Genomic DNA, 21929 nt, shown 5'->3' on the forward strand with positions numbered 1-21929 from the left:
ATCACCCAAGACCTGCCTCGCTTAGCGAATGCGGTCGCACAGCTCGGTAGCGGAGAAGAAGTAAGCGATTTCGCGGGCAGCCGAAGCTTCCGAGTCGGAACCGTGAACGGCGTTCTCGTCGATGGAAACGGCGAAGTCGGCGCGGATGGTGCCGGCAGCAGCTTCTTTAGGGTTGGTGGCGCCCATCAGCTCACGGTTGGCCAGAACGGCGTTTTCGCCTTCCAGAACCTGAACGATGACCGGACCAGAAGTCATGAAGGCAACCAGGTCACCGAAGAAACCGCGCTCTTTGTGCTCAGCGTAGAAGCCTTCGGCTTCGGCTTTGGACAGCTGCTTCATTTTCGAAGCGACGACGCGCAGGCCGGCTTTCTCGAAGCGAGTGGTGATCTCGCCGATGACGTTCTTGGCAACGGCGTCAGGCTTGATGATGGAGAAAGTACGTTGAACAGCCATGGAAAACTCCAGAAATATGAGTGTTGCGAAAAATTAAACCCGCGAATTATACGCGGGTTCCAGGGGATTGCCTAACCTGCAAAATGCGTTCAGTCGGCTTCTTCGATCCAGGCCGCCTGGATGGCCTCGAGCACTTTCTCACCGCCACGTGACGGATCGTCGCTGAACTCCGGCAGGGCCAGCACCCAGCGGTGCAAATCGACGAAATTCACATATTTAGGATCGACCTCAGGCTTGCTTTCCGCAAGCTGAATGGCGATCTCAAGTACATCAACCCATTTCAGACTCATGTACAAAACCTCAATGCGGCGCTTCGGCGGCGTGGTTGAGCGAATACTTGGGAATCTCGATGGTGACGTCCTCGTCAGCCACCTTCACCTGGCAGGCCAGACGCGATTGCGCCTCCAGGCCCCAGGCCTTGTCCAGCATATCCTCTTCCAGCTCATCGGCTTCTTCAAGCGAGTCGAAGCCCTTGCGCACGATGCAGTGGCAAGTGGTGCAAGCGCACACACCGCCACATGCACTTTCCATCTCGATGTGGTGCTCGTGGGCCAACTCCAGGATATTGGTTCCCGGCTCGACCTCCACGGTCAGCCCTTCTGGGCAGAACTTCTCATGCGGCAGGAAGGTTACCAGCGGCATCGATTACTCCTCGATCTCATTCAGGTTGCGCCCGGCCAGTGCGGCTTTGACCGTCGAATCAAGGCGACGGGCGGCAAATGCATCGGTCACCTGCGACAGACGCTTGGTCTGTTGCTCGATGGCCGCGCCATCGGTGCCGCTCAGCAAATCACGCAATTCTTGCATCTGGAACTCGATGGCGATCCGCTCTTCTTCGCTGAGCAGGCGTTCGCCGTCGGCATCCAGGGCGCCCTGCACCGCTTCGAGCAAGCGCTCGGCGTCGACCTGATGCTCGCGCAATTGGCGGGCCTGCTTGTCGGAGCCGGCATGCTCGAACGAATCCTTCAGCATGCGGGCGATCTCGCCATCGGTCAGGCCGTAGGACGGCTTGACCTGGATGCTGGCCTCCACGCCCGAGCCCAGCTCGCGGGCGGCGACACTGAGCAGACCGTCGGCATCGACCTGGAAGGTCACGCGGATCTTCGCCGCACCCGCCACCATGGCCGGAATGCCGCGCAGCTCGAAGCGCGCCAGGGATCGGCAGTCGCTGATCAACTCGCGCTCGCCCTGCAGGACGTGAATCATCATGGCCGACTGGCCATCTTTGTACGTGGTGAATTCCTGGGCGCGCGCCACCGGAATGGTGGTGTTGCGCGGAATCACCTTCTCCATCAACCCGCCCATGGTCTCGAGGCCCAAGGACAGCGGGATGACGTCGAGCAACAACAACTCGCCGCCTTCACGGCGATTGCCGGCCAGGGTGTCAGCCTGGATGGCGGCGCCGATGGCCACCACCTGATCGGGGTCGATCGAGGTCAACGGGGTGCGGTCGAACAGCGCCCCGACCGCCTCGCGCACCCGTGGGACGCGGGTCGAACCGCCGACCATGACGACCGCACCGACTTCTTCGAGCTCTACACCGCTGTCGCGCACAGCGCGGCGGCAGGACTTCAGGCTACGGGCGATCAGCGGCTCGATCATCGCCTCGAAGGCCACGCGGCTCAGCTCGCCCTGCCAGTCACCATGCGTGACGGTCACGGCGTCGGCATCGGTCAGAGCTTCCTTGGCCGCACAGGCTGCCTGCAGCAGTTGACGCTGGGTGGCCGGATCGAGATCCGAAGACAACCCGGCCTGCTCGATGATCCAGCCAGCGATGGCATGATCGAAGTCGTCACCCCCGAGGGCCGTGTCGCCGCCGGTGGCCAGTACCTCGAACACACCTGCGGTCAGGCGCAGGATGGAGATGTCGAACGTTCCCCCACCCAGGTCATAGATGGCCACCACACCTTCGGCGTTTTGGTCCAGGCCATAAGCCACCGCCGCGGCGGTCGGCTCGTTGAGCAGGCGCAGCACGTTCAGGCCGGCCAGGCGCGCAGCATCCTTGGTGGCCTGGCGCTGAGCATCGTCGAAATAGGCCGGAACCGTGATGACAGCGCCCACCAGCTCACCGCCGAGGCTCTGCTCGGCACGCTCGCGCAGCACCTTGAGGATATCGGCCGATACTTCCACCGGACTCTTCGGCCCCTGGACGGTATCGATGAACGGCATGTGAGACTCGCCACCGACGAAACGGTATGGCAGTTGCTCGCCCAGTTGCTTGACGTCTGCCAGTCCGCGCCCCATCAGGCGCTTGACCGAGAGCACGGTGTTGAGCGGGTCAGTAGGTGCCGCTTCGCGAGCAGCCAGGCCGACTTCGCTATGGCCTGCCAGGTAACGCACGGCCGAAGGCAAAATGACATTACCCTGCGCATCGGGCAGGGGCTCGCTGCGACCGCTGCGCACGGCAGCGACCAGGGAGTTGGTGGTACCCAGGTCGATACCCACCGCCAGGCGACGCTGGTGCGGCTGCGGGCTTTGACCGGGTTCGGCGATCTGCAGTAGGGCCATGCTTATCTGAATACCTTAGGCGTCATCACGGGCGACACCGGGTTAATCGTCGAGGCGCTCTTCCAGTTGGCGCACTTCTTGGGCGAGCTTGTCGAGGAACTGCATGCGGCGCATCAGGCGCTCGGCCTGTTCACGCTCGGCAGGCACATCCCAGCAGGCGGCGAAATCTTCGTTGAGCGTGTCCTGGGCAGCCTTGAGGCGCTTCTTGAACACGGCCACGCCATCGAGATCGGCATCGTCCTGCAGCTCCTCGAGCTCTTCGCGCCACTGCATCTGCTGCAACAGGAAGTCCGGGTCGTGAACCGTGACTTCCTGAGGCACTTCATGGCCACCGATGGCCAGCAGGTAACGGGCGCGACGCGGCGCACTGCGCAAGGTCTGGTAGGCGTCGTTGAGGGCGGCAGACTTTTCCAGCGCGACGCGCTGCTCACGCTCGGAAGCGTCGGCAAAGCGATCCGGGTGCACCTCGCGGGCCAGCTCGCGATAGCGAGTGGCCAGCTTATCGAGGTCCAGGCGGAAGCTGGGCTGGAGGTCGAACAGAGCGAAATGACAAGGAGTACCCACAGCCAGCCTCAGACGTTGAAGCTTTCGCCGCAGCCACACTCACCGCGCACGTTGGGGTTGTTGAACTTGAAGCCTTCGTTCAACCCTTCCTTGACGAAGTCCAGCTCGGTGCCATCGAGGTAGACGAGGCTCTTGGGATCGATGATCACCTTCACCCCGTGGTTCTCGAACACGGTGTCTTCATCGGCCAGCTCATCGACGAACTCCAGCACGTAGGCCAGGCCCGAGCAACCGGTGGTGCGCACGCCCAGGCGAATGCCCTCGCCCTTGCCGCGCCCTTCGAGGGATCGCCGCACGTGGTTGGCGGCGGCTTCTGTCATGCTGATAGCCATCGGAGCTCCTCAGTTACCTTGCAACGGGCGGCTTAGATCAAGCCCTTTTTCTGCTTGTAGTCGCGCACGGCTGCCTTGATGGCATCCTCGGCGAGTACAGAGCAGTGGATCTTGACCGGCGGCAGCGCCAGTTCTTCCGCCAGCTGGGTGTTCTTGATGGTTTCGGCTTCATCCAGGGTCTTGCCCTTCATCCACTCGGTGGCGAGGGAGCTGGAAGCGATGGCCGAACCGCAGCCGTAAGTCTTGAACTTGGCATCCTCGATGATGCCTTGCTCGTTGACCTTGATTTGCAGACGCATCACGTCACCGCACGCAGGGGCGCCGACCATGCCGGTACCGACATCCGGATCTTCGGCATTCATCTTGCCGACGTTGCGTGGGTTTTCGTAGTGGTCGATGACCTTTTCACTGTATGCCATGGTGCAATTCCTTCCTCATCAGGGAGCCGCTCTTGCCGGCGACTGCTTAGTGGGCGGCCCACTCGATCTTGGAGATGTCGACGCCGTCTTTGTACATGTCCCAAAGCGGCGACAGCTCACGCAGTTTGTTCACGGCCTCGCAGACTTTCTGCGCGGCGTAGTCGACTTCTTCTTCGGTGGTGAAGCGACCGAAGGAGAAGCGGATCGAGCTGTGTGCCAGTTCGTCGTTGCGACCCAGGGCGCGCAGTACGTAGGACGGCTCGAGCGAAGCGGAGGTGCAGGCCGAACCCGAGGACACGGCAATGTCCTTCAAGGACATCAGCAGCGACTCGCCTTCGACGTAGTTGAAGCTCAGGTTCAGGTTGTGCGGCACGCGCTGGGTGCGGCTGCCGTTGACGTACAGCTCTTCGAGGTTGGACACCTGCTCGAAGAAGCGGTCGCTCAGGGCCTTGATGCGTGCGTTTTCAGCGGCCATGTCCTGCTTGGCGATGGCGAAGGCTTCGCCCATGCCGACGATCTGGTGGGTCGGCAGGGTGCCCGAACGCATGCCGCGCTCATGACCACCGCCGTGAATGATGGCCTCCAGACGAACCCGCGGCTTGCGGCTGACGTACAGCGCGCCGATCCCTTTCGGACCGTAGACCTTGTGCGCCGAGAACGACATCAGGTCGACCTTGAGCTTTTGCAGGTCGATCTCGACCTTGCCTGCCGACTGGGCGGCATCGACGTGGAACAGCACGCCGCGCGAGCGGGTCAGCTCGCCGATGGCGGCGATGTCGTTGATCGAACCAACTTCGTTGTTGACGTGCATCAGCGACACCAGGATGGTGTCATCGCGCAGCACCGCCTCGACCATGGCCGGGGTGACGATGCCGTCTTCGCCTGGCTCGAGGTAGGTGACTTCGAAACCTTCACGCTCGAGCTGGCGAGCGGTATCCAGGACCGCCTTGTGCTCGATCTTGGAGGTGATGATGTGCTTGCCCTTGGTCTGATAGAAGTGCGCAACACCCTTGAGTGCGAGGTTGTCGGACTCGGTGGCACCACTGGTCCAGACGATTTCGCGCGGGTCGGCATTGATCAGCTCGGCAACCTGGCGGCGGCCGTTCTCGACCGCTTCTTCGGCCTTCCAGCCGAACACGTGGGAACGCGAGGCCGGGTTACCGAAGTTTCCGTCGACCAGCAGGCATTCGGCCATTTTCTGGGCGACGCGCGGGTCGACTGGGGTGGTCGCTGAGTAATCGAGGTAGATCGGCAACTTCATTGGGTATCTCCTATCAGGCGGTGGCGTCGCTCGTCGCTGTCATCGGATCCGGGTCAATCGACGGCGGACGTCTCAATCTTGTCCAGCAGGGCGGAACGACCTGCGACACGACGCAGGTCCTGGCGCTGGGCGACTTCCTGCACCTCACGGCGCATGACGAGGTCGGCCAGGCTGATGCCGCTGAGGAATTCGTGAATCTGCTGGCTGAGGTCGCACCACAGATGGTGGGTCAGGCAGGTGTCACCGGCATGGCAGTCCCCCAGGCCCTGACAACGAGTGGCATCGACCGATTCATTGACCGCGTCGATGACCTGGGCTACCTGGATGGTCTCCATGCCCCGCGACAGCTGGTAACCACCGCCGGGGCCGCGCACGCTGGAAACCAGGCTACTGCGGCGCAGCTTGGCGAACAGCTGCTCCAGATAAGAGAGGGAAATGCCCTGGCGTTCGGAAATGTCGGCCAAAGACACAGGCCCATGCTGCGCGTGCAATGCCAGGTCGAGCATTGCAGTCACGGCGTATCGGCCTTTGGTAGTCAGTCGCATGGCTAATGGGTACCACGGGAGTTACAGGATGTGAGCGAGTATGCGATTCCCGAGCATTTAAGTCAACTATTAGACCTACTGCTTTAGTCGGGTTTGCATGGGGGAGGCGGGCGCGATTGTAGCAGCAATGGGGCGTGAGCACACGCCCCATATGTCACCGGGCCGCCACCGCGGCGCGATCAATGCGACTGAGTGTCGCGCTGCGCAGCTTGCGCCTCCTCGGCGAAGTCATCCTCAGGCAGCGCCGGCAGCTCCTTGGCGCAATAGTCGCTGCCCATCTTGGTCAACGCACCGCACATGCCTTCAAGTCGCTCGTCCACCGCCTGCAGATGATCGAGCATCTGACCGATGGCGCGTGCCACCGGGTCGGGCATATCGCCGCTCACGCCGTAGGCGTCGAAGCCGATCTTCTCGGCCATGGCCTTGCGCTTGGCCTCGACCTCGCTGTCTTCGCTCTTGACGATGATCCGCCCGGGGATGCCCACCGCCGTGGCGCCGGCCGGTACCGCCTTGGTGACGACGGCATTGGAACCGATCTTGGCCCCGGCACCGACGGTGAAGGGGCCGAGCACCTTGGCCCCGGCACCGACCACCACGCCGTTCTCGAGGGTCGGGTGACGCTTGCCCTTGTTCCAGCTGGTACCGCCCAGGGTCACACCTTGGTATAGGGTGACATCGTCACCGATCTCAGCGGTCTCACCGATGACGATCCCCATGCCGTGATCGATGAAGAAGCGGCGACCGATGGTCGCGCCGGGATGAATCTCGATCCCGGTCATCCAGCGACCGAAGTTCGACACCAGGCGTGCCAGCCACTTGAAATCGCGCTTCCACAGCGCATGCCCAAGGCGATGCAACCAGATCGCGTGCATGCCGGGGTAGCAGGTGAGCACCTCGAACGCATTGCGCGCCGCCGGATCACGATGAAAAACGCTTTGGATATCTTCACGCAGACGCTCGAACATCTGTCAGTCCTTCCGTTTATGCGGCTCGCCCCGTGCGACTTTCTGGGTCTCGGTGAGGATGCCACGCAAAATGCTCATTTCCGAACGATTGACCGCGCTGCGCCCGTACAGCCGACGCAGACGCGGCATCAGGTGCTTGGGCTTCTCGGGGTCAAGGAAGCCGATGTCCACCAGGGTTTTCTCCAGGTGTTCATAGAACAGCTCCATCTCGTCCATGGTCGCCGGCTCGTTGCTGCGCAACGAGTTGGCTTCGAACTTCTCGACCTTGGAAGGCGCGCCCTCGGCCGCCAGCCAGGCCATGCGCACCTCGTAGGCGAGCACCTGAACCGCGGCGGCAAGGTTGAGCGAGCTGAAGTCGGGGTTCGACGGAATGTGCACGTGGAAGTGACATCGCTGCAGTTCTTCGTTGGTCAGGCCCGCGTGCTCGCGACCGAACACCAGGGCGATTTCCTCGCCGCCGATGGCATGCTCAACCGCCTTGGCCCCACACTCCCGGGGGTCGATCAGCGGCCAGGGAATGCTGCGCTCACGGGCGCTGGTGCCCATGACCAGGCTACAGCCGACCAACGCCTGCTCGAGGCTGTCGACCACCTGGGCATTGGCCAGGACGTCGTCGGCGCCCGAGGCGCGCGCGGTCGCGTCAGCGGCGGGGAATTCTTTCGGCTGCACCAGCACCAGGCGCGACAAGCCCATGTTTTTCATGGCACGTGCAGCGCCGCCGATGTTGCCGGGGTGGCTGGTATTGACCAGAACAACACGAATATTTTGCAGCAAGGTGTTGTGCTCACAGATACAGGTAAAGGGGGAAACGATCTTACAGAACCGACCAGCGTAACGCCACGAAAGCAAATGTGGCACTTCTGCCGTCAAAGTTTTCTGCTAGAATGTGCGGCTTTCTTCTTTAACATCCCAGGTGACCCGCCCATGCAGCCTATGCTGAATATCGCCCTGCGCGCCGCTCGCAGCGCCAGTGAATTGATTTTCCGCTCCATCGAACGCCTGGATAGCATCAAGGTCGACGAGAAAGAGGCAAAGGACTACGTCTCCGAGGTTGATCGCGCCGCCGAGCAGAGCATCGTCAACGCCCTGCGCAAGGCCTACCCGAATCACTCCATCCAGGGCGAGGAAACCGGCCTGCACGCCGGCACCGGCGAGGAAGGCAAGGATTACCTGTGGATCATCGACCCACTCGATGGCACCACCAACTTCCTGCGCGGTATCCCGCACTTCGCCGTCAGCATCGCCTGCAAATACCGTGGTCGCCTCGAACACGCCGTGATCGTCGACCCGGTTCGCCAGGAAGAATTCACCGCCAGCCGTGGCCGCGGCGCTCAGCTCAATGGTCGCCGCCTGCGCGTCAGCTCGCGCACCAGCCTGGAAGGCGCGCTGCTGGGTACCGGCTTCCCATTCCGTGACAACCAGATGGCCGACATGGACAACTATCTGGGCATGTTCCGCGCCCTGACTGGCCAGACCGCCGGCATCCGCCGCGCAGGCTCCGCCAGCCTGGACCTGGCCTACGTTGCCGCCGGTCGCTTCGACGCCTTCTGGGAGTCGGGTCTGTCCGAATGGGACATGGCAGCCGGCGTGCTGCTGATTCAAGAGGCAGGTGGCCTGGTGAGCGACTTCAACGGTGGTCACGACTTCCTCGAGAAGGGTCACATCGTCGCTGGCAACATCAAGTGCTTCAAGGCCGTGCTGACTGCCATCCAGCCACATCTGCCTGAGTACATGAAACGCTAAGCACCGATTGCAGACAAAAAAAGCACCCCGAGGGGTGCTTTTTTTTGTCTCGTTGCCAGGCATTCAAATCACTGCCCAGCCTCACTCAGGATCAACCTACCGTTCTCGTCCACCGGAATCGTCGAACCCGGCTCGCGATCCATCTTCACCTGCCCAACCTTGTCACCGAGGGTGTACTTGACGTTATAGCCCACCACCTTCTCGCTGACGTCGTTGACGGTATTGCAGCGAGTCTGCGTAGTGGTATAGGTATCACGCTCCTGCATACCCTCTTGCACCTTGTTACCGGCATAGCCACCACCGACCGCACCGGCCACCGTAGCTATCTTCTTGCCGGTACCACCACCAATCTGGTTACCCAGCAGCCCGCCGGCAAGGGCGCCCACTACCGTACCTGCGATCTGGTGCTGGTCCTTGACCGGCGCCTGACGGGTCACGGTCACGTCCTTGCAGACCTCACGCGGGGTCTTCACTTGCTGCTTGATCGGTTGCACGTCGGTGACCTGGGCGTATTCAGGGCCCTTCTTGACCAAGCTGTAGGTCGCCACAGCACCTCCAGCCGTGACAGCCACAGCCCCCAGCACCGCACCTACCAGCATTGACTTATTCACATGAACCTCCTGAACTTGCCGCGGGAACTGGCCCGCCTTCTCCCTGCCTTGGAGCGAAAAAAAAGGCGCAAGTTCAGCACTTGCGCCTTTTTTGCCGTCAGGCGGTGTACGAAAAGCCCTTTACGGACGATCGTCCACACCCTCGGTTTTCGCCGGCGGGATCAGGTCTTCGCTGTTCAGGTTCAGCCAGATCAACACCACGTTGGCGATGTAGATCGAGGAGTAGGTACCCGCCATGACGCCAATGAACAGCGCCAGGGAGAAGCCAAACAGATTGTCGCCACCGAAGACCAACAACGCACCGATCGCCAACAGCGTCGACACCGAGGTGGCGATGGTGCGCAGTAGGGTCTGGGTAGTCGAAACGTTGATGTTCTCGATCAAAGAGGCCTTGCGCATGACCCGGAAGTTCTCACGAACCCGGTCGAACACGACGATGGTGTCGTTGAGCGAGTAACCGATGATCGCCAGGACCGCCGCCAGCACCGTCAGGTCGAAACTGATCTGGAAGAACGAAAGGATCCCGAGGGTGACCACCACGTCGTGGATCAGCGAGACAATCGCCCCCACAGCGAACTTCCACTGGAAGCGGAAAGCCAGGTAGATAAGCACCCCTCCCAGCGCCAACAGCATGCCCAGGCCACCCTGGTCACGCAGCTCTTCCCCCACCTGCGGGCCTACGAATTCGACACGCTTGACCGTGGCCGGGTTGTCGCCACCCGCTTTCTGCAAGGCCTCGGCAACCTTGTTGCCCAGTTGCGGATCATCGCCCGGCATACGCACCAACAGGTCGGTGGTAGCGCCAAAGCTCTGCACCACGGCTTCGTGGAAGCCAGCGTCGACCAACTCGGTGCGCACGGACTTGAGATCGGCCGGTCGCTCATAGGTCAGCTCGATCAGCGTACCGCCTGTGAAGTCCAGCCCGAAGTTCAGGCCTTTTTGCCACCAGCTGAACAACGCCAACACGGTGAGGAGCACGGTGACGGCGAACGCAACATTGCGCACGCCCATGAAATTGATGGTTTTCATCGTAGCTCCCTCAAATCCACAGCTTCTTGATGTCACGCCCACCACAGGTCAGGTTGACCATGGCGCGGGTCACCATGACCGCGGTGAACATCGAGGTGAAAATCCCGAGGGACATGGTGACCGCAAAGCCCTTGACCGGACCTGTGCCCATGGCGAACAGGATACCGCCCACCAGCAAGCTGGTCAGGTTGGCGTCGATGATCGCGGTATAGGCGCGGCTGAAACCTTCGTGAATGGCGCGCTGCACCGACATGCCAGCCTTTATCTCTTCGCGGATCCGCGAGAAGATCAGCACGTTGGCGTCCACCGCCATACCCATGGTCAGGACGATACCGGCAATACCCGGCAGAGTCAGGGTCGCACCCAGCAGCGACATCAGCGCCAGCAGCAGCACCATGTTACCGGCCAGGGCGACGGTCGCGATCACACCGAAACCACGGTAGATGGCGATGATGAACAGCGAGACGAACAACATGCCCCACAGGGATGCATCGATACCCTTGGTGATGTTGTCGGCACCCAGGCTTGGACCGATGGTGCGCTCTTCGGCGAAGTACATCGGCGCGGCCAGACCACCGGCACGCAGCAGCAGCGCCAGCTCGGACGACTCACCCTGACCGTTGAGGCCGGTGATGCGGAATTGGCTGCCCAGCGGCGACTGGATGGTCGCCAGGCTGATGATCTTCTTCTCTTCCTGGAAGCTCTGGACCGGGACGTCCTTCTCGACACCGTCGACAGTCTGCTTGACGTAACGGGTGACCGGCTTCTGCTCGATGAAGATCACCGCCATGCTGCGCCCGACATTGCTGCGGGTAGCGCGGCTCATCAACTCGCCACCGTGACCGTCGAGACGGATGTTCACCTGTGGACGACCATGCTCGTCGAAGCTGGCCTGGGCGTCGGTGACCTGGTCACCGGTGATGATCAAGCCACGCTCGACCGCCGCGGAGCGGCCGCCTTCACGGAACTCGAAGACCTCGGTGGTCGCCTTGGACGCACCCGGTTCGGCACCGAAGCGGAACTCGAGGTTCGCGGTCTTGCCGAGAATACGCTTGGCCTCGGCCGTGTCCTGCACACCTGGCAGCTCGACCACGATGCGGTTGGCGCCCTGGCGCTGGACCAGCGGCTCGGCCACACCCAGCTCGTTCACGCGGTTGCGCACGGTGGTGAGGTTCTGCTTGATCGAGTATTCGCGGATCTCGGCAACCTTGGCCTGGGTCAGTGCCAGGCGCAGCACGGCGAGGTCGTTGCGCTCAGTGGTGGTCAGATCGAAATCATTGAAATTCTTGCGGATCAGGGCACGTGCCTGTTCGCGGGTAGCATCGTCGGCGAAGCCCAGCATCACAGCACCGTCCTGCTGCGGCAGGCTGCGGTAGCGGACGCGCTCTTTGCGCAGCAAGGTCTTGACCTCGCCTTCGTAGACTTTCATGCGGGCCGTCATGGCCTTGTCCATGTCCACTTCCAACAGGAAGTGCACACCACCGGACAGGTCCAGACCCAGCTTCATGGGGCTCGCCCCCAGGTTGCGCAGCCATTGCGGAGTGGTCTGGGCCAGGTTCAGGGCCACGACATAATCATCGCCCAGTGCCTTGCGCACGACATCCTTGGCTGGCAGTTGGTCTTCCTGATTGGTCAGGCGTACCAGTCCACTGCCCTTCTCGCCCAGGCTCGCGCCCTTGACGGTGATCTTGGCGTCGGCCAGTGCCTTGGTGACGCGGTCGAGGTCGGCCTGAGTGACCTGCAGCGCCGAACTGGCACCACTGATCTGCACCGCCGGGTCATCCGGGTAGAGGTTGGGTGCGGAATAAATAAAACCGATCGCCAGAACCAACACGATCAGTGCGTATTTCCACAGAGGATATTTGTTCAGCATCACGCCGCCCGTTCAAGACGCGGGGCGCGTTGCGCGCCCCGACTGGAAAAATAAAACCGGTAACTCAGATTGCCTTCAGCGTGCCTTTAGGCAGGGTCGCGGCGATGGCGCCCTTCTGGAACTTCAGTTCGACATTGTCGGACACTTCCAGTACTACGAAGTCGTCGGCGACCTTGACGATCTTGCCGGCGATACCGCCGTTGGTGACAACTTCATCGCCTTTTTGCAAGTTGCTCAGCAGGTTCTTCTGCTCTTTGGCACGCTTGGCCTGCGGGCGCCAGATCATCAGGTAGAAGATGACCAGGAAACCGACCAGGAAGATCCACTCGAAGCCGGTACCGGCTGGGCCAGCGGCAGGTGCTGCAGCGTCCGCGTAGGCGGCGGGAATCAAGAAGCTCATTAGGCACTCCAGTTGCTAAGTTGTTTATAAGAGCGGACAGTCAGTCCAAAGGCGGCACAGGCAGCCCACGCTTGGCATAGAAGGCGTCGACAAAGGCGGCCAATTTACCCTGTTGAATAGCCTCGCGTAAACCGGCCATCAAGCGCTGGTAATGGCGCAAGTTGTGGATGGTATTCAGCATGCTGCTCAACATTTCGCCGCATTTGTCCAGGTGATGGAGATAAGCGCGGGAGAAGTTGGTGCAGGTATAGCAATCACAGGTCGGATCCAGCGGCGAATCATCATGGCGATGGAACGCGTTGCGGATCTTGATCACCCCTGTGTCGACGAACAAATGGCCATTGCGTGCGTTGCGCGTCGGCATCACGCAGTCGAACATGTCGACACCGCGGCGCACACCCTCAACCAGATCCTCCGGTTTGCCTACCCCCATAAGGTAACGAGGTTTGTCAGCCGGCATCTGGCCAGGTAGGTAGTCGAGCACCTTGATCATCTCGTGCTTGGGCTCACCCACCGAAAGACCGCCAATGGCCAAGCCATCGAAACCGATGTTCTCCAGCGCCTCCAGCGAGCGCATGCGCAAGTCCTGGTACATGCCGCCCTGGACGATGCCGAACAGCGCCGCGGTGTTGTCCGCATGGGCGTTCTTCGAACGCTGAGCCCAACGCAGCGACAGCTCCATGGACGTACGCGCCACATCATGCTCGGCGGGATACGGAGTGCATTCGTCGAAAATCATGACGATGTCCGAACCCAGATCACGCTGGACCTGCATCGATTCCTCAGGCCCCATGAACACCTTGGAGCCGTCGACCGGCGAGGCGAAGGTCACCCCTTCTTCCTTGATCTTGCGCATGGCGCCCAGGCTGAACACCTGGAAGCCACCGGAATCGGTAAGGATCGGGCCCTTCCACTGCATGAAGTCATGCAGGCCATTGTGCTTCTTGATCACCTCGGTACCCGGACGCAGCCACAGGTGGAAGGTGTTGCCGAGGATAATTTCGGCACCGATGGCCTCGATGTCACGCGGCAACATGCCCTTGACCGTGCCATAGGTGCCCACCGGCATGAACGCCGGGGTCTCGACCGTGCCACGCGGGAAGGTCAGGCGGCCACGACGGGCCTTGCCGTCGGTGGCCAGCAGTTCGAAGGACATTCGACAGGTGCGACTCATGCTTGATCCTCAGGGCCGCGTGGCGCCGGATTGCGGGTGATGAACATGGCATCACCGTAACTGAAGAAGCGGTAACCCTGCTCGACCGCCGCCGCGTAAGCGGCCATGGTCTCAGGGTAACCGGCGAAGGCCGAGACCAGCATCAGCAGCGTGGACTCCGGCAGATGGAAATTGGTGACCAACGCATCGACCACATGGAACGGCCGGCCTGGGTAGATGAAGATATCGGTGTCGCCGCTGAAGGCCTTGAGCACGCCATCGCGCGCCGCGCTTTCCAGCGAACGAACACTGGTGGTTCCCACTGCCACCACGCGCCCGCCACGGGCACGGCAGGCCTCGATGGCATCGACGACGTCCTGGCTCACTTCGAGCCATTCCTTGTGCATATGGTGGTCTTCGATCTTGTCGACCCGCACCGGCTGGAAGGTACCGGCACCGACGTGCAGCGTGACGAACGCACGCTCCACGCCCTTGGCGGCGATCTTCTCCAGCAGCGCTTCGTCGAAATGCAGGCCTGCGGTGGGTGCGGCCACCGCGCCGGCACGTTCGGCGTAGACGGTCTGGTAACGCTCACGGTCGGCGCCCTCATCGGGTCGGTCGATGTAAGGCGGCAGCGGCATGTGACCGACGCGGTCGAGCAGCGGCAGCACCTCTTCGCTGAAGCGCAGTTCGAACAGCGTGTCGTGGCGTGCGGTCATTTCCGCCTCGCCACCGCCGTCGATGAGAATCTGCGTACCGACCTTGGGCGCCTTGCTGGCGCGCACGTGGGCGAGTACCCGGTGGCTGTCGAGGACACGCTCGACCAGCACCTCGAGTTTGCCGCCACTGGCTTTCTGGCCGAACAGCCGCGCCGGAATCACCCGGGTGTTGTTGAACACCATCAGGTCACCTGGGCGCAGGTACTCGAGCAGGTCGGGGAATTGCTGGTGCGCCAGCGCACCGCTCGGCCCATCGAGGACCAGCAGACGGCTACCATGGCGCTCGGCCAGAGGGTGGCGGGCGATCAGGGAATCGGGGAGTTCGAAGGAAAAATCGGCGACGCGCATGATGATGTTCGGTTCGGCAGGGTCGGGAAGTTTAGCCCAATGTGTGAAAATTGACCATGAAACCCGATTGACCGACGTTTAGCACCTCTCTATACTGCGCGCCACACGCCCTGATGGCGGAATTGGTAGACGCGGCGGATTCAAAATCCGTTTTCGAAAGGAGTGGGAGTTCGAGTCTCCCTCGGGGCACCAAATCCAGAAAGAAACCTTGCTTCGGCAAGGTTTTTTTTTGCCTGGAATTCAGGCTTTCAAGGAAGAACGTGCATGCTTTCGTACTCGAATGATCGTCGCAAATGGCGATTGCCCAGCTTCATGAACAAGGTCGCCAAAAGTGCCTCGGACCGCCCTTAGCATCGGCTTTAGCCCTGCTATTCGCGTTCATGTGCACTGCGGTTAAATCTGTCCCCCTTGGGTCTTCCCCTTTTGGTCCTAGTTCGCAATCATCGTTACCAGATTCCTGCTGAAGCGGTACACCGCCCAGCCCGTTCACCCCTGCAGACATGCGCGGTCTTCTAGCCCTCCAGGCAGCAAATTCCTAATTATGACGCCCCTACAGCCCCGCTTGCATCCAGTGCCATCAGTGTCGGAGAATATTGGAAACAATTCTCATTAACTGACGCCACATGCCAGCTTCCTCGCCCCCCTCTCCCCAGGACACCGTCGGCACCCTGTACCGCGACCACAGCGACTGGCTGCACCAGTGGCTGCGCAAGCGCATGGCCTGCAGCGAGACTGCTGCGGACCTCGCCCACGACACCTTCGTGCGCCTGCTGAGCACCCGCCGGGTGTTCGACCTGCGCCAACCGCGGGCCTACCTGAGCAGCGTGGCGCGCAGCATCCTCATCGACAGCTACCGCCGCCGCTCGATCGAGCGTGCCTACCTGGAAACCCTGGCCACCCAGCCCGAAGCGCTGGAGGTTTCGCCGGAAACACGCCTGCTGATCCTCGAAACCCTGGTCGAAATCGATGCCATGCTCGATGGCCTGGGTGCCCGCACCCGTAGCGTGTTCCTGCTGTCGCAACTCGAAGGGCTGAGCTACGTGGAGATCGCCCGGCGCCTGTCGCTGTCGGTCACCACCGTGAAGAAGCACGCGACCCGGGCCCTGACCCACGTCCTGCTGCACCTGGAGGGCTGAGCCATGAGCCCGGCGCTGAACCGCGAAGTGCTCGAAGCCGCCGCCAGCTGGTACGTCGAACTGCGCTGCGCGCCCAGCGACCCGGCGCTGCTCGGCGCGCACAGCCGCTGGCTGGCGGCCGACCCCAGCCACGCAGCAGCCTGGAGCCGCGTGGGTATGCTGCAGAGCAAGCTCGAGCGCATCACCCCCGGCATCGGCGAGCGCACCCTCAATAGCGCGTTCGCCCGACGCCGCGCCAGTCTCAAGGTGCTCGGCGTGCTCATGCTCGTGGGTGGCAGCGGCGTGCTCGGCTGGCGCCAACCGACGCTGCGAGCATTGCGGGCCGACGAGCAGACCGCCATTGGCGAACGGCGCGACCTGACCCTGGCCGATGGCAGCCAGTTGCAACTCAACACCGGCAGCGCGGTGAACATCCGCTTCGATGCACGCCTGCGCAGCATCGAACTGGTACGCGGCGAAATCGCCATCAGTACCAGCCCGGACCCACTGGCCCGGCCTTTGCTCGTGCATACAGCCGAGGGTTCGGTACGCGCCCTCGGCACGCGGTTCGTGGTGCGCCGCGAGGGCGAGGGGTCGCAGGTCAGCGTGCAGGAGCATGCCGTGGAAGTGCGCCCGGCCTCGCTTACAGGGCAGGTCACCCGTGTCGAGGCCGGGCAGTGCGTCAGCTTCGACGCGCAACATTGCCAGGCGGTCCAGCCGGCCAGCGGTGACGAAGATGCCTGGACCCAGGGCATGCTGGTGGTCCACGACTGGCGCCTGGAGGCATTCTTGCGCGAGCTCGGACGCTACAGGCGCGGGCACCTTGGCTGTTCGGCCGACATCGCGGCGTTGCGGATTTCCGGCGCGTTCCAACTGGCCGACAGCGACCTGGTGCTGCGTAACCTGTGCACCACGCTGTCGCTGCAGGCCCGCCACTTCACGCGCTACTGGGTGCAGTTGCAACCGGCCTGAATGCCCCTGAAAAAAATTTCGCCTGGGGGTTATCGATTTTCTTTCTCATTCGACTTGGTCTGTAACTGCACTCACCTGGCCAACTCGGCGAAAGGAACTCCCATGCCCTCCACCCCTCTGATCCGCGGATATCGGTACGCTTCCTTGCAGCAGGCCCTGCGCCGGGCCCTGCTGGGTAGCGTGCTGGTGCTCGCCAGCGTGCCGCTGCACGCCCAGCCACACCCGACCGCGACCACCGTGGCGATCGCCGCCGGCCCGCTGGAAACCGCGCTCAAGCAGTTCGCCGCCGCCACCTCGACCAGCGTGTCCTACGAGCCGGAGCTGGTCCGTGGCCTGCGCAGCCCAGGCGTCAGCGGCGAGCACAGCCCCGGCGAAGCCTTGCAGATTCTGCTCGGTGGCACAGGGCTGCACATCATTGCCGTCGACGACGGCAGCTTCTCCCTGGCCCCCGACAGCGCAGGTGCCCTGGAGCTGGGCGCGACGACGATCTCCAGCCAGCTCTTGAACGCAACCTCGGAAGGCACGGGCTCCTACGCCGCTCGTGCGGTGACCATCGGCAAGGGCGTGCATAGCCTGCGTGAAACCCCGCAGTCGGTCACGGTGATGACCCGCAAGATGCTCGACGACCAGAACCTCAACACCCTCGAACAGGTGCTGGACAAGACCCCGGGTATCACCGTCTACGACTCGCCCATGGGCGGCAAGTACTTCTACTCACGCGGCTTCAATCTCGACGGCCAATACCAGTATGACGGCGTGCCGCTGGATGTGGGCGGCAACTACGTCCAGGCCAACAGCTTTTCCAGCGACATGGCGTTCTATGACCGGGTCGAGATTCTGAAGGGGGCTGCCGGCATGATGAAGGGCTCTGGCTCGTCTGCCGGTGGCGTCAACTTCGTCCGCAAGCGCGGCCAGGACAAGCCCACCACCACGGTCACGCTGTCCGCCGGCAGCTGGGATAATTACCGCGGCCAGGTGGATGTCGGTGGCCCGCTGAACGAATCGGGCACCCTGCGTGGCCGCGCCGTGGCGACGCTGCAGGACCGCCAGTATTTCTACGACAATGCCGATCGCCAGGACCAGGTGTTGTACGGCGCCCTCGACTGGGACGTCAGCGAGGACACCACCCTCGGCTTCGGTCTGGCCTACGAGGATGTCGACGCCTCACCGTGCTACCACGGCCTGCCGCGCTACGCCGATGGCGCCGACCTCAAGCTGTCGCGCTCGACCTGCCTGGGCGCCAGCTGGAACGACCTGCAAAGCCAGCGCATCACCGCCTTCGCCGACCTCAAGCACCGTTTCAACGAAGACTGGGCGCTGAACTTTGCCTCGATCTACACCCACAACAACCAGAACATCGAGTACGGCTACTCCGAGGGCTCGGTCCCGGTCGGTGCCAGCAGCGGGGCCATGAGCCGCTACGCCGGGCGCTTCGACTACGACCAGGACGACTACGGCTTCGATAGCTACGTCGACGGCACGTTCGAGGCGTTCGGCTTGGAACACGAGATCATCTTCGGCGCCAACGCCAGCGACCAGAAGACTCACGATTATTTCGCCCTGATGTCGCTGAGCGGCACGCAGAACCCGTTCGACCCATCATCGAACTTTCCCCAGCCGTCCAAGGCCGACTACCTGGCCAACCCGATCCGCGGCGGCAGCGAGCCGACCGACTCCCGCACCCGCCAGTGGGGCACCTATGCCAACCTGCGGCTGAAGCTGGCCGAGCCGCTGACCCTGGTGCTGGGTGCGCGGGTCAGCTGGTACCGCAACAGCAGCGATTCCTACACCCAGGCCTGGGATTACTGGGTGCATAACCGCAGCCAGGAAAACGGCCAGGTCACGCCCTTCGCTGCAGTGCTTTACGACCTGAACGACCAGTGGACCGCCTATGCCAGCTACTCGGATATCTTCCAGCCGCAGGGCAATCTGGTGAATGCCCAGGGTCAGGCGTTGCAGCCCAAGACCGGCGCTAACTATGAAATAGGCATCAAGGGCGAACTGCTCGACGGTGCGCTCAACACCGCCTTCAATCTATTCCGGACCATCGAGGACCACCGTGCCGAAACCGACTACGCCGATGTCTGCCCAGGCTCTGGCGATGGGTATTGCTACACCGACAGTGGCAAGGTCCGCGCCCAGGGCTTCGAGGCCGAAGTGAGTGGCTCGCCGATCGAACGCCTGCAACTGCTGGCCGGGTATACCTATACCCAGACCAAGTACCTTGAAACGATCAACGACACTGACCCGACCGAACTGACTTTCACTTCCAGCTTCATTCCGCGGCACATGCTCAAGGTCTGGGGTGATTACCAGTTGGCCGGTGAACTGGATCGCTGGACCCTCGGCGCCGGCATGAACAGCCAGAGCGACAATTCGCGCAGGACTGGCACCACTCGCGTGGTGCAACCTGGCTACACGCTGTGGAGCGGCCGCGTGCAGTACCGCATCGACCAGAACTGGAGCGTCGCGCTCAATGGCAACAACTTGTTCGACAAGAAGTATTACGCAACCATCGGTGCTCCAGGCTGGGGCAACTTCTACGGCGAGCCGCGCAACTTCATGGTGACTTTGAAAGGGACGTTCTGACCCACATTCGCGGACAAGCCCGCTCGGCACCTGCGTTGTACGGTTCTACCCTCCCAGCACCACACGCACCACATGATCGGCCATCGCTCGCCGCGTCTGCAGCGTTGCGCTGCCCAGGTGCGGTTGCAGCACCACATTGTCCAAGGCCAACAGTGCCTCGGGCACCCGGGGTTCGTCGGCGAACACATCCAGCGCAGCGCCGCCGAGCCGACCATCGCTCAACCGCGCCACCAGTTCGTCCTCGTCGACCACGCTGCCACGCGCCACGTTCACCAGTACGCCTTCTGCACCGAGCGCTTCCAGTACCTGGGCATCGACCAGGTGCCGGGAGCCCGCACCACCCGCTGCCGCCACCAGTAAAATGTCGCTGGCCGCGGCCAGGCTACGTGGGTCGTCATGGTAGGTATGCTCGCAGCCGGCCAGTGCCCGTCGGTTGTGGTAAGCCAGTTCGACGCCGAAGGGCCGCAAACGCTCGGCGATTGCCGTACCGATGCGGCCCAGGCCAATGATGCCCACCCGTTGCCCGCGCAGGCTGGTCCCCAGGCGTGGGAAGCCGCCCTGGCGCCAGTGGCCCGCCCGCACGAAACGGTCGGCCAGGCACACCTGGCGCAACAATGCCAACAGCAGCGCTACGGCTTGGTCGGCCACCGCATCGGTGAGGATGTCATCGGTCGTGCTGACACGAATCCCCCGCAGGCGCGCCTGCTCCAGGTCGATGGCATCGACTCCCACGCCATTGACCGCAATCAGCGACAGCTTGGGCAATGCCGCCATGAGCAAAGGTGGCACGCCCTGCACGCCATTGGTGACCAATGCCGCGAAGCGCTCGGGCCGCTCGGCCAGCAGCGCCTGGCGGGCATCGGCATCGTATGCGCGTACCAGCACGAAGCGTTCGGCCAGACGGGTCTCATGCTCGGCCAACAACGGCGCGAGCATCAACAGAGCCGGTTGGTACGCTCCGTTCATGCAGCCTCCAGTTCCAAACGCGAATCCGATTGCGACTTCGGACGCCCAAGCATGGCTGCCGGGATCGCCAAAATCAGCGCGCCACTGATGAACAGGCACAAGCCGAGCACGTAGGTGCCGTTGTTGATGTCACCGGTGAGGTTTTCCGCCACGGCGGTGATCATCGAACCGGTGAATCCTGACAGGTTACCGATGGCGTTGATCATGCCGATGCCCGCAGCCGCGGCCACCCCTGACAGCACCGTGCCCGGCAGTGTCCAGTAGATCGGCATCAGACTGAGCACACCGGAGGCGGCCACCGTCAGGAACAAGATCGACAGCACGACATTGCCGGAGAACGCCGCACTGAGAATCAGCCCGCAGCCGCCGATGAACGCTGGTACCGCAGCATGCAGGCGGCGCTCGCCCGTGCGGTTGGAGTGGCGTGCGTTGAGGAACATGGCAATCACCGCAACGCCATAGGGGATGGCAGTCAGTAGGCCGATCTCCAGGCTACTGTTGACGCCGGCACTCTTGATGATCGACGGCATCCAGAAGGCCAGGCCATAGAAGCCCGTGTTGAACGTCAGCAGAATGAACACCAACAACCAAACCCGCGGGCTGAAGAACACCTCGCCCAGACGCGAGACCTTGCCATGCTCTTCTTGCTGCAGATTGGACTTGAGCAGTCGCTTTTCGGCGTCCGACAGCCAGCCGGCCTTATCGATGTTGTCGCACAGGCAGGTAAACACCACCACTGCCATGATTACCGAAGGCACGCCTTCGATCAGCAGCATCCACTGCCAGCCAGCCATGTCGTGCCAGCCATCCAGACTGGTCATCAGCCAGCCCGAAAGTACGCCGCCCAGGGTCAGGCTGACCGGCATCGCCATCAGGAAACCGGACATCACCCGGCTCTGCCGATGGGTCGGGAACCAGTAGTTCAGATACAGGATCACGCCTGGAAAGAAACCGGCCTCGCAGATACCAAGCAGAAAACGCAGCACATAGAACATGGTGCTGGACTCGAGGTGGAAGAACGCCGCCAGTGGCTGGGTGAACGCCACGGCCATGGAGATGATGGCCCAGCTCAGCATGATGCGGGCGATCCAGAACCGCGCGCCGTAGCGATGCAGCAGCAAATTGCTGGGTACCTCGAACAGGAAGTAGCCCCAGAAGAACACGCTGGCGCCCAGCGCGTACACGGTGTTGCTGAATTGCAGGTCGTCGAGCATGCTCAACTTGGCAAAACCGATGTTGACCCGGTCCAGGTAGGCCGCCATGTAGCACAGCAGCAGGACCGGCAGGATACGCAAGATGACCTTGCGGTAGGTGCGATCTTCAAAAGCCTGATCGCTGGCGGGGTCGACAGTTTGATGAGTCAT

The 21929-nt window shown here is 62.3% G+C and carries 23 protein-coding genes and 1 tRNA gene; 5 read left to right on the top strand and 19 right to left on the bottom strand.

All coding sequences use genetic code 11. The annotated features are described in order from the left end of the window. Window positions 1-21 precede the first annotated feature (21 nt). From ndk to trmJ, 11 genes are all read right to left on the bottom strand, one after another. Window positions 22-453, bottom strand: a complete 432-nt coding sequence (ndk, locus tag KY379_RS04410; RefSeq protein WP_013971021.1) for a nucleoside-diphosphate kinase — start codon at window positions 451-453, stop codon at window positions 22-24. Window positions 454-542: 89 nt separating this feature from the next. Next, window positions 543-743: a Fe-S cluster assembly protein IscX gene (gene iscX / locus KY379_RS04415; protein ID WP_133326497.1), complete on the bottom strand. Its 201-nt coding sequence runs from the start codon at window positions 741-743 to the stop codon at window positions 543-545. 10 nt (window positions 744-753) lie between these two features. Beyond that, the gene (gene fdx / locus KY379_RS04420; RefSeq protein WP_133326499.1) at window positions 754-1095 is read right to left on the bottom strand and encodes an ISC system 2Fe-2S type ferredoxin; all 342 of its coding nucleotides are present in this window, start codon (window positions 1093-1095) and stop codon (window positions 754-756) included. Window positions 1096-1098: 3 nt separating this feature from the next. Next, a complete protein-coding gene (gene hscA, locus KY379_RS04425) occupies window positions 1099-2961 on the bottom strand; it encodes a Fe-S protein assembly chaperone HscA (protein WP_261239087.1) in 1863 nt (620 codons plus the stop codon). 42 nt (window positions 2962-3003) lie between these two features. Beyond that, window positions 3004-3525 carry a co-chaperone HscB gene (gene hscB, locus KY379_RS04430; protein ID WP_133326503.1) on the bottom strand — a complete coding sequence of 174 codons (522 nt, stop codon included), beginning with the start codon at window positions 3523-3525 and terminating at the stop codon, window positions 3004-3006. Between the two features lie 8 nt (window positions 3526-3533). Then, complete coding sequence (gene iscA, locus KY379_RS04435; RefSeq protein WP_008092567.1) at window positions 3534-3857, bottom strand: iron-sulfur cluster assembly protein IscA; 324 nt, start codon at window positions 3855-3857, stop codon at window positions 3534-3536. A gap of 32 nt (window positions 3858-3889) precedes the next feature. Then, the gene (gene iscU, locus KY379_RS04440; protein WP_007929523.1) at window positions 3890-4276 is read right to left on the bottom strand and encodes a Fe-S cluster assembly scaffold IscU; all 387 of its coding nucleotides are present in this window, start codon (window positions 4274-4276) and stop codon (window positions 3890-3892) included. A 46-nt stretch (window positions 4277-4322) separates the two neighbouring features. After that, entirely contained in the window at window positions 4323-5537 is a 1215-nt protein-coding gene (locus KY379_RS04445) for an IscS subfamily cysteine desulfurase (protein ID WP_133326505.1), read from the bottom strand. A gap of 53 nt (window positions 5538-5590) precedes the next feature. Then, on the bottom strand, window positions 5591-6082 hold the full coding sequence (iscR, locus tag KY379_RS04450; protein WP_133326507.1) for a Fe-S cluster assembly transcriptional regulator IscR: 492 nt from the start codon (window positions 6080-6082) through the stop codon (window positions 5591-5593). Between the two features lie 179 nt (window positions 6083-6261). Beyond that, entirely contained in the window at window positions 6262-7047 is a 786-nt protein-coding gene (cysE, locus tag KY379_RS04455) for a serine O-acetyltransferase (protein WP_196171879.1), read from the bottom strand. A gap of 3 nt (window positions 7048-7050) precedes the next feature. Then, window positions 7051-7821, bottom strand: coding sequence for a tRNA (cytosine(32)/uridine(32)-2'-O)-methyltransferase TrmJ (trmJ, locus tag KY379_RS04460; RefSeq protein ID WP_196171880.1), 771 nt, complete (start codon window positions 7819-7821; stop codon window positions 7051-7053). 150 nt (window positions 7822-7971) lie between these two features. Here trmJ and suhB point away from each other — a divergent pair, with 150 nt between their 5' ends. Further along, window positions 7972-8790 (top strand): inositol-phosphate phosphatase, encoded by an 819-nt coding sequence (gene suhB, locus KY379_RS04465; protein WP_133326513.1) that lies wholly within the window; start codon window positions 7972-7974, stop codon window positions 8788-8790. Window positions 8791-8858: 68 nt separating this feature from the next. Here the strand turns inward: suhB and KY379_RS04470 are convergent, their stop codons facing one another. The 6 genes from KY379_RS04470 to queA all read right to left on the bottom strand — a co-directional run bounded on the left by KY379_RS04470 (window position 8859) and on the right by queA (window position 14923). Then, window positions 8859-9401 carry a glycine zipper 2TM domain-containing protein gene (locus KY379_RS04470; RefSeq protein ID WP_133326515.1) on the bottom strand — a complete coding sequence of 181 codons (543 nt, stop codon included), beginning with the start codon at window positions 9399-9401 and terminating at the stop codon, window positions 8859-8861. 120 nt (window positions 9402-9521) lie between these two features. Further along, the gene (gene secF, locus KY379_RS04475; RefSeq protein WP_133326517.1) at window positions 9522-10430 is read right to left on the bottom strand and encodes a protein translocase subunit SecF; all 909 of its coding nucleotides are present in this window, start codon (window positions 10428-10430) and stop codon (window positions 9522-9524) included. A 10-nt stretch (window positions 10431-10440) separates the two neighbouring features. Beyond that, complete coding sequence (secD, locus tag KY379_RS04480) at window positions 10441-12303, bottom strand: protein translocase subunit SecD (protein ID WP_133326519.1); 1863 nt, start codon at window positions 12301-12303, stop codon at window positions 10441-10443. A 64-nt stretch (window positions 12304-12367) separates the two neighbouring features. Next, complete coding sequence (gene yajC / locus KY379_RS04485; RefSeq protein ID WP_110735801.1) at window positions 12368-12703, bottom strand: preprotein translocase subunit YajC; 336 nt, start codon at window positions 12701-12703, stop codon at window positions 12368-12370. Between the two features lie 40 nt (window positions 12704-12743). Further along, on the bottom strand, window positions 12744-13859 hold the full coding sequence (gene tgt / locus KY379_RS04490) for a tRNA guanosine(34) transglycosylase Tgt (RefSeq protein WP_176510082.1): 1116 nt from the start codon (window positions 13857-13859) through the stop codon (window positions 12744-12746). A gap of 14 nt (window positions 13860-13873) precedes the next feature. Further along, a complete protein-coding gene (queA, locus tag KY379_RS04495) occupies window positions 13874-14923 on the bottom strand; it encodes a tRNA preQ1(34) S-adenosylmethionine ribosyltransferase-isomerase QueA (RefSeq protein ID WP_133326523.1) in 1050 nt (349 codons plus the stop codon). Window positions 14924-15030: 107 nt separating this feature from the next. Here queA and KY379_RS04500 point away from each other — a divergent pair. The 4 genes from KY379_RS04500 to KY379_RS04515 all read left to right on the top strand — a co-directional run bounded on the left by KY379_RS04500 (window position 15031) and on the right by KY379_RS04515 (window position 19599). Next, window positions 15031-15115 (top strand) — tRNA-Leu (locus KY379_RS04500). A 431-nt stretch (window positions 15116-15546) separates the two neighbouring features. Then, complete coding sequence (locus KY379_RS04505; protein ID WP_261239099.1) at window positions 15547-16059, top strand: sigma-70 family RNA polymerase sigma factor; 513 nt, start codon at window positions 15547-15549, stop codon at window positions 16057-16059. Window positions 16060-16062: 3 nt separating this feature from the next. Further along, window positions 16063-17010, top strand: coding sequence for a FecR domain-containing protein (locus KY379_RS04510; RefSeq protein ID WP_261239101.1), 948 nt, complete (start codon window positions 16063-16065; stop codon window positions 17008-17010). Window positions 17011-17112: 102 nt separating this feature from the next. Beyond that, on the top strand, window positions 17113-19599 hold the full coding sequence (locus tag KY379_RS04515) for a TonB-dependent siderophore receptor (RefSeq protein ID WP_196171884.1): 2487 nt from the start codon (window positions 17113-17115) through the stop codon (window positions 19597-19599). Window positions 19600-19644: 45 nt separating this feature from the next. Here the strand turns inward: KY379_RS04515 and KY379_RS04520 are convergent, their stop codons facing one another. After that, on the bottom strand, window positions 19645-20565 hold the full coding sequence (locus KY379_RS04520; protein ID WP_196171885.1) for a 2-hydroxyacid dehydrogenase: 921 nt from the start codon (window positions 20563-20565) through the stop codon (window positions 19645-19647). After that, window positions 20562-21929, bottom strand: coding sequence for an MFS transporter (locus KY379_RS04525; RefSeq protein ID WP_230385289.1), 1368 nt, complete (start codon window positions 21927-21929; stop codon window positions 20562-20564). The genes KY379_RS04520 and KY379_RS04525 overlap by 4 nt, the downstream gene beginning before the upstream one ends.

It is taken from the genome of Pseudomonas sp. HD6422 (assembly GCF_025377065.1).
Classification (GTDB): Bacteria; Pseudomonadota; Gammaproteobacteria; order Pseudomonadales; family Pseudomonadaceae; genus Aquipseudomonas; species Aquipseudomonas putida_U.

Bases quoted from the DNA above. Each gene is read 5' to 3' on its own strand.
- ndk (WP_013971021.1), bottom strand. From the start codon at position 453: ATGGCTGTTCAACGTACTTTCTCCATCATCAAGCCTGACGCCGTTGCC.
- KY379_RS04445 (WP_133326505.1), bottom strand. From the start codon at position 5,537: ATGAAGTTGCCGATCTACCTCGATTACTCAGCGACCACCCCAGTCGAC.
- suhB (WP_133326513.1), top strand. From the start codon at position 7,972: ATGCAGCCTATGCTGAATATCGCCCTGCGCGCCGCTCGCAGCGCCAGT.
- secD (WP_133326519.1), bottom strand. From the start codon at position 12,303: ATGCTGAACAAATATCCTCTGTGGAAATACGCACTGATCGTGTTGGTT.
- KY379_RS04510 (WP_261239101.1), top strand. From the start codon at position 16,063: ATGAGCCCGGCGCTGAACCGCGAAGTGCTCGAAGCCGCCGCCAGCTGG.
- queA (WP_133326523.1), bottom strand. From the start codon at position 14,923: ATGCGCGTCGCCGATTTTTCCTTCGAACTCCCCGATTCCCTGATCGCC.
- secF (WP_133326517.1), bottom strand. From the start codon at position 10,430: ATGAAAACCATCAATTTCATGGGCGTGCGCAATGTTGCGTTCGCCGTC.
- tgt (WP_176510082.1), bottom strand. From the start codon at position 13,859: ATGTCCTTCGAACTGCTGGCCACCGACGGCAAGGCCCGTCGTGGCCGC.
- iscR (WP_133326507.1), bottom strand. From the start codon at position 6,082: ATGCGACTGACTACCAAAGGCCGATACGCCGTGACTGCAATGCTCGAC.
- fdx (WP_133326499.1), bottom strand. From the start codon at position 1,095: ATGCCGCTGGTAACCTTCCTGCCGCATGAGAAGTTCTGCCCAGAAGGG.
- cysE (WP_196171879.1), bottom strand. From the start codon at position 7,047: ATGTTCGAGCGTCTGCGTGAAGATATCCAAAGCGTTTTTCATCGTGAT.
- KY379_RS04525 (WP_230385289.1), bottom strand. From the start codon at position 21,929: ATGACTCATCAAACTGTCGACCCCGCCAGCGATCAGGCTTTTGAAGAT.
- yajC (WP_110735801.1), bottom strand. From the start codon at position 12,703: ATGAGCTTCTTGATTCCCGCCGCCTACGCGGACGCTGCAGCACCTGCC.
- iscA (WP_008092567.1), bottom strand. From the start codon at position 3,857: ATGGCTATCAGCATGACAGAAGCCGCCGCCAACCACGTGCGGCGATCC.
- KY379_RS04505 (WP_261239099.1), top strand. From the start codon at position 15,547: ATGCCAGCTTCCTCGCCCCCCTCTCCCCAGGACACCGTCGGCACCCTG.
- KY379_RS04515 (WP_196171884.1), top strand. From the start codon at position 17,113: ATGCCCTCCACCCCTCTGATCCGCGGATATCGGTACGCTTCCTTGCAG.
- hscA (WP_261239087.1), bottom strand. From the start codon at position 2,961: ATGGCCCTACTGCAGATCGCCGAACCCGGTCAAAGCCCGCAGCCGCAC.
- iscU (WP_007929523.1), bottom strand. From the start codon at position 4,276: ATGGCATACAGTGAAAAGGTCATCGACCACTACGAAAACCCACGCAAC.
- KY379_RS04520 (WP_196171885.1), bottom strand. From the start codon at position 20,565: ATGAACGGAGCGTACCAACCGGCTCTGTTGATGCTCGCGCCGTTGTTG.
- iscX (WP_133326497.1), bottom strand. From the start codon at position 743: ATGAGTCTGAAATGGGTTGATGTACTTGAGATCGCCATTCAGCTTGCG.